At 73.8% G+C, this 6,059-nt stretch carries 4 protein-coding genes; 2 read left to right on the plus strand and 2 right to left on the minus strand.

The features are described 5' to 3' along the window. Window positions 1–1,650 (minus strand): proline--tRNA ligase (locus ACXJKL_RS12150; protein ID WP_457207306.1); only part of this gene is annotated, 1,650 nt, incomplete at its 3' end. Window positions 1,651–1,761: 111 nt separating this feature from the next. Here ACXJKL_RS12150 and ACXJKL_RS12155 point away from each other — a divergent pair. Beyond that, window positions 1,762–2,745 carry a hypothetical protein gene (locus ACXJKL_RS12155; RefSeq protein WP_457207307.1) on the plus strand — a complete coding sequence of 328 codons (984 nt, stop codon included), beginning with the start codon at window positions 1,762–1,764 and terminating at the stop codon, window positions 2,743–2,745. Window positions 2,746–2,758: 13 nt separating this feature from the next. Here ACXJKL_RS12155 and ACXJKL_RS12160 read toward each other — a convergent pair whose 3' ends face one another. Further along, the gene (locus tag ACXJKL_RS12160; protein ID WP_457207308.1) at window positions 2,759–3,631 is read right to left on the minus strand and encodes a GNAT family N-acetyltransferase; all 873 of its coding nucleotides are present in this window, start codon (window positions 3,629–3,631) and stop codon (window positions 2,759–2,761) included. Window positions 3,632–3,689: 58 nt separating this feature from the next. Between ACXJKL_RS12160 and ACXJKL_RS12165 the strand changes: the two genes are divergently transcribed. After that, the coding region (locus ACXJKL_RS12165) for a circularly permuted type 2 ATP-grasp protein (RefSeq protein ID WP_457207309.1) at window positions 3,690–6,059 on the plus strand (2,370 nt) is incomplete at its 3' end.

Genomic DNA, 6,059 nt, shown 5'->3' on the forward strand with positions numbered 1-6,059 from the left:
GACGATGGTGGGCACCCCGATGAGCTCGGCGTCCTTGAACTTCACGCCCGGGCTCACCTTGCCGGTGCGGTCGTCGTACAGGACGTCGATCCGCTGCGCGGACAGGGCTGCGGCGAGCTCCTCGGCGGCGGCGAAGATCGCCGGGTCCTTGCCGGCGGCCACGACGTGGACGTCGACCGGCGCGACGTCGCGCGGCCAGCACAGGCCGCTGTCGTCGAGGGTGCCCTCGGCGATCGCTGCGACGGCGCGCGAGGGGCCGATGCCGTAGGAGCCCATGGTGACCGTGACGAGCTTGCCGTTCTCGTCGAGGACCTTCAGGTCCAGCGCCTCGGCGTACTTGCGACCGAGCTGGAAGATGTGGCCCATCTCGACGCCGCGGGCCGACTCGAGGGTGCCCTCGGTGCAGTTCGGGCAGGTGTCGCCGTCGCGGACGTCGGCGGCCTCGATGGTGCCGTCGGGCGTGAAGTCGCGGCCGGCCACGAGGTCGATCACGTGCGAGCCGGGGGTGTTGGCGCCGGACACCCAGCGGGTGCCCTCGACCACGCGGGGGTCCACGAGGTAGCGGATGCCGGACGCGGAGTCCTCGCCGAGGGCCTCGGGGCCGATGTAGCCCTTGACGAGCGCCGGGTGCTTCGCCAGCTCGGCCTCGTCCATGGCCGCGACCTCGATCGGCTCGAGCTGGCCCTCGAGGCGCTTCTGGTCGACCTCGCGGTCCCCGGGCACGCCGATGGCGAGCGGCTCGTGGGTGCCGTCGGGGTGCTTGAGGACCACCAGGACGTTCTTGAGGGTGTCGCCGGCCGCCCAGGGGCGATCGTCGCGGGGGTACGCCGCGTTGAGGTGGTCGACGAGCGTGTCGATGGTCGGGGTGTCGGGGGTCTGCTCCGCGTGCGCCGCRGGAGCGTCGTCGTACGCGATCGTGTCCGGCGGGCGGACCGCGACGGCCTCGACGTTGGCCGCGTAGTCGCAGTGCGTGCAGCGGACGTAGGTGTCCTCGCCGACCTGGGCCTTGGCGAGGAACTCCTCGCTCGCCGAGCCGCCCATCGCACCGGAGGTGGCCTTGACGATGACGTACTCGAAGCCGAGCCGGTCGAAGATCCGGACGTAGGCCTCCCGGTGCCGCTGGTACGACGCCTCGAGCCCGGCGTCGTCGATGTCGAACGAGTACGAGTCCTTCATGACGAACTCGCGACCGCGCAGCAGGCCGGCACGGGGACGCGCCTCGTCGCGGTACTTGGTCTGGATCTGGTAGATCGAGAGCGGCAGGTCCTTGTAGGAGCTGTAGAGGTCCTTGACGACGAGGGTGAACATCTCCTCGTGCGTGGGGCCGAGGAGGTAGTCCGAGCCCTTGCGGTCCTGGAGGCGGAAGATGTTGTCGCCGTACTCGGTCCAGCGACCGCTCGCCTCGTAGGGCTCCTTGGGCAGCAGCGCGGGGAACAGCAGCTCCTGGGCGCCGATGCCGTCCATCTCGTCGCGGATGATGTTCTCGATCTTGCGCAGCACCCGCAGGCCCAGCGGCAGCCAGGTGTAGATGCCGGGGGCGGCGCGGCGGATGTAGCCTGCCCGCACCAGCAGCCGGTGGCTCGGGACCTCCGCGTCGTTGGGGTCGTCTCGAAGCGTGCGGACGAACAGGCTCGACATCCGGAGGATCATGGGCCGAAGGCTACTGGCGCCGCTCCCCGCACCGCGAACCAGATTGCTGCAACCGGATGCCCGGCGCGCGCGTCTCCCTGCCGAGAGACCATCACGCACCCGGGAGAGACCATGCCGCGCAGGCTCCGAGCCCTGACCCGCACCATCGCCGCCGGTACGGCGGGGGCACTGCTGGCCGTGGTGCCCGCCGGCGCCGCCGTGCCCACCACCGAGCTCGACCCCGCGGACCTGTCCCGAGGGCCCGACATCACGGTCCCCCACCTCGACGGGACGACCTTCGTCGACGGCGACCGGAGGGTCGAGATCGACGCCGAGCGGGTCACCCTGCTCGGCCGCTCGGGCCGCGCGTTCATCCTCGGCACGTCCGGCAAGGACGGCCTCGGCCCCTACCGCGTGCTGCGGCTGCGCCCCGACGACACCATGAAGCCCCTGCTGAGGGCCAGCCCGTGGAGCATCACGGTCTCCGTGGACGGCAGGAGGCTGGTGAGGCTGCGCAACGGCAGCCGTCGCAGCTCCCCGGTGAGCGTCCACTCGGCGCGCAGCGGCCGCCTCGTGGAGGAGCGCGGTTTCCCCGACCACCCGAGCGTCCTGGKCATGGAGGGACGGCGGGTGCTGCTGAGCACCTACGAGCGCGGCACCTTCTGGTGGGACCTGCGCACCGGTCGCACGCACCTGGTCACGCGCCGCTTCGCGGGGATCGCCGACCTGGAGCACGACCTCCTCGCGACCTACACCGCCGACCCCTACCTGGACGGCTGCACGGTGCTGAGCCGTCTCTCCCGGCCCGGGCGGACGCTGTGGCGGTCGTGCTCGGAGCGGGTCGAGAGCGTGAACCCCGACGGCACCGCCATCGCCACGGTGCACATCCTCAGCGACGGGGTCGGTCCCAGCCGGGTGACGCTGCGCACCGTGCGGGGCGCCGGGCTCGCGCGCTACGACGCCGGGCAGTGGTTCGGCGCGATCGGGTGGGAGGACGCGGACACCGTGCTGCTCGACACCAACGGCACGGAGCACGCGACCGTGCGCTGCACCCTCGCGGCGTGCGAGAACGCGACGGACCCCGGACCCGCCCTGGTGCTGCGGACGGCCGGCTGACGCACGAGGGGCCTCAGAACATCAGGGTGGAGAACCGTGCCGACTCGGTGAAGCCGACCCGGGCGTAGGCCGCCCGGGCCGGGGAGTTCCACTCGTTGACGTAGAGCGAGACGGTCGGCGCGATCCGCTGGCGGACCAGCTGCACGACGGCGGCCATCCCGGCGACCGAGAGCCCCCGGCCGCGGTGGTCGGGATGGACGTAGACGCCCTGGACCTGCGCGGCGTACGGCGTCGCGCAGGCGACCTCGGCCTTGAAGGCGACCCGGCCCTGCTCGTCGAAGCGGGCGAACGACCAGCCGCGGGAGATGAGCTGCTGGACCCGGGCCCGGTAGTGGTCCCGGCCCCCGCCGGCCTCCGGCGAGACACCCACCTCCTCGGTGTACATCGCCACGCACGCCGGGTACAGCGCCGCGAGGTCCTCGCGGGTCGTGGGGCGCACGAGCGGGTCGGGACGCACCGCCGGTTCGTCACTGATCTGGAGGTGCGGCTGGCGCCAGCGCGCCTCGCGGGGGGTGCCCCACCGGTCGCCGACGACGTCCCAGAACGCCGCCACCGGCTCGTGGGGACCCACGATGGTCGCCGTCGAGCGGACCCGCGACATCGCCCGGTCGGCGAAGGCCGCCATGTCGTCGGCCGTGCACTCGACCGGGACGAGGTTGGCGCCCATGTGGCAGCCGGCCACCAGGGTGGAGCCGCGGAAGCGCCCCCACACCTCGCCGCCGAGCCAGCGCGGATCGAGGTTGGTCACCCTGGCGCGGTAGTCGGCGAAGACGTTGACCACGGGGTCGCGGCCCGCCAGCGCGAGGAACTGGTCGCGGTCGTCGGGCCCGAGCAGCCGCACCTGGGCGTCGTCGGTCCGGTTGCCCGTCTCCTGCTCGGTCACCACGGCCGTGAGCCTGCCACAGATCGGGCACCCCCGCCGTCGTGCTCGCTAGGGTGCTCGGGTGACCGCCTCCGCACCCGACCCGCCGGAGGGGACGCTCGAGGCATACCGCTCCCGCGTCCGCGGGCTCGACGGTGTGGACGAGTGGTACGACGGCTCCGCGGTGCGGCCCGAGCAGGAGCTGGTGACCTCCGCCGTCGAGTCGTGGGGACTGACCGGGCTGCTCGAGGCCCGCGCCGAGTCGCGGCGCCTCGTCGAGGACGACGGCATCCGCTACGGCGGGCTGACCGACCAGGTCGACCGCGGCCGGAGCTGGGTGATCGACCCGCTGCCGGTCGTGATCGGCAGCGCGGAGTGGGCAGCCCTGGAGCGGGGTCTGCACCAGCGGGCCGAGCTCCTGCAGCTGGTCCTCGAGGACCTGTACGGCGCGCGGCGGCTGCTGGCGGACCGCGTCGTCCCCGCCGCCGTCGTGCTGGGACATCCCGACTTCGTCCGCAGCGCGGACCACATCGCCGGCCAGCGCCTGGTCATGGGTGCCACCGACCTCGCCCGCGGCGCCGACGGGCGCTGGACGGTGATGGCCGACAAGACCGCCGCTCCCTCGGGGGCCGGCTACGCGATGGCCAACCGGCGGGTCACCAGCCGGGTCCTCGCCGACGTGCACCGCCACGCCTCGCTGGCCCGGCTGCGCGGGTGGTTCCACACGATGGCGACCGCCCTGGGCAGGGCCGCCCCCGTCGACGTCGACGTGCCGCGGGTCGTGCTGCTCTCCCCCGGCTCCGGCTCCGAGACGGCGTACGACCAGGGCTTCCTGGCGACCCTGCTGGGCTTCCCGCTGGTCGAGGCCGACGACCTCAACGTCCGCGACGGCCGGCTCTGGATCCGCAGCGCCACCCGGACCGAGGAGGTCGACGTGGTGCTGCGCCGCGTCGACGCCGACTACTGCGACCCGCTCGAGCTGCGTCCCGACTCCCAGCTCGGCATCGCCGGGCTCGTCGAGGCGACCCGCCGCGGTGCGGTGCGGCTGGCCAACCCGCTGGGTGCGGGCGTGCTGGAGAACGCCGGCCTGGGGGCCTTCCTCCCCGAGGTGGCCCAACGGATGCTCGGCGAGGACCTGCTCCTGCCCTCCGCGAGCACCTGGTGGTGCGGCGACGCCGTGGCCCGCTCGCACGTGCTGGCCAACCTCGGACGTCTCGTCGTCAAGCCCGTCGCCCGGGGGCCGGTCCTGTCGGCGCGCTTCGGCTGGACGCTGGACGCCGCGGCTCGCGACGACCTGCGCCGAGAGGTCGAGGCGCAGCCGTGGGCGTGGGTCGGCCAGGAGCCGGTGTCGATGTCCACGGCGCCCGTGGTGACCCCGGGTGGGCTCACGCCGGGTCGGCTCGTGCTGCGTACCTTCGGCGTCACCGACACCGAGCGGCACCACGTCATGCCCGGCGGCCTGGCGCGCACCAACACCGACGCCTCGTCCTCGCTGGTCTCCAGCATGAGCGGGGCGCTCGCCAAGGACGTCTGGGTGCTGTCCGACGACCCCGCCGGCCGCGGCTGGGACGCCACCACGCCCGAGGCCCGGCCCGCCCCCGTGCGCCTCCAGCGCCGGGTGGCGATCTCCCCTCGCGTCGCCGACAACCTCTACTGGGTGGGCCGGTACGCCGAGCGGGCCGAGGGCACCGCGCGGCTGCTGCGGGTCGCCGACGACCTCGCCGAGGACCACGGCGGGCGGCCAGGGACGCCCGGCGCCATGACCATGGAGGTGATGGTCCAGGCGGCCTCCGCCGTGACCGGTGTGCCGCCCCTCGAGGGCCAGGGACCCGTCGACCACCTGCGCGCCATGGTGGGTGGTGCCGCCCGTCCGGGGACGGTCGCGCACGCCTGCCACCGCCTCGTGGTGGCGGCCGAGAGCGTCCGCGACCAGCTGTCGCAGGACATCTGGCACATCCTCAGCCGGCTCGACCGGACCCTCGAGCGCGCACCGTCCCCCCGCGCCCAGCTGCGCCCGCAGCTCGACAACGTGCTCGAGTCGCTGCTCGCGGTCGCGGGCGTCGTGCACGAGAGCATGGTCCGCGACCAGACGTGGGGGTTCCTGGACGGCGGCATCCGTGTGGAGCGCGCCCAGCTCACCGTGGCGCTGCTGCGGGCGACGCTGGTCTCCGAGCGACCGCCGGTCATCGACGGGCAGGTGACCGAGTCCGTGCTCGAGGCGAGCGAGAGCATCATCACCCACCGCCGCCGGACGACGTCGGGCGAGGGACCGGCCTGGCCGCTGCACTCGGCGACCTCCCTGCTGCTGCTCGACCCGGGCAACCCCCGGTCGGTGGCCTTCCAGGTCGCCCGGCTCGGCGAGGCGCTCCGCCTGGCCGGCGACACCGGCCTGGTCGACCGGTGCGAGGAGCTGTCGGCGGTGCTCGGCTCCCTCGACCTCGACGGGCTCTGC

Source organism: Nocardioides sp. P5_C9_2, from assembly GCF_054049555.1.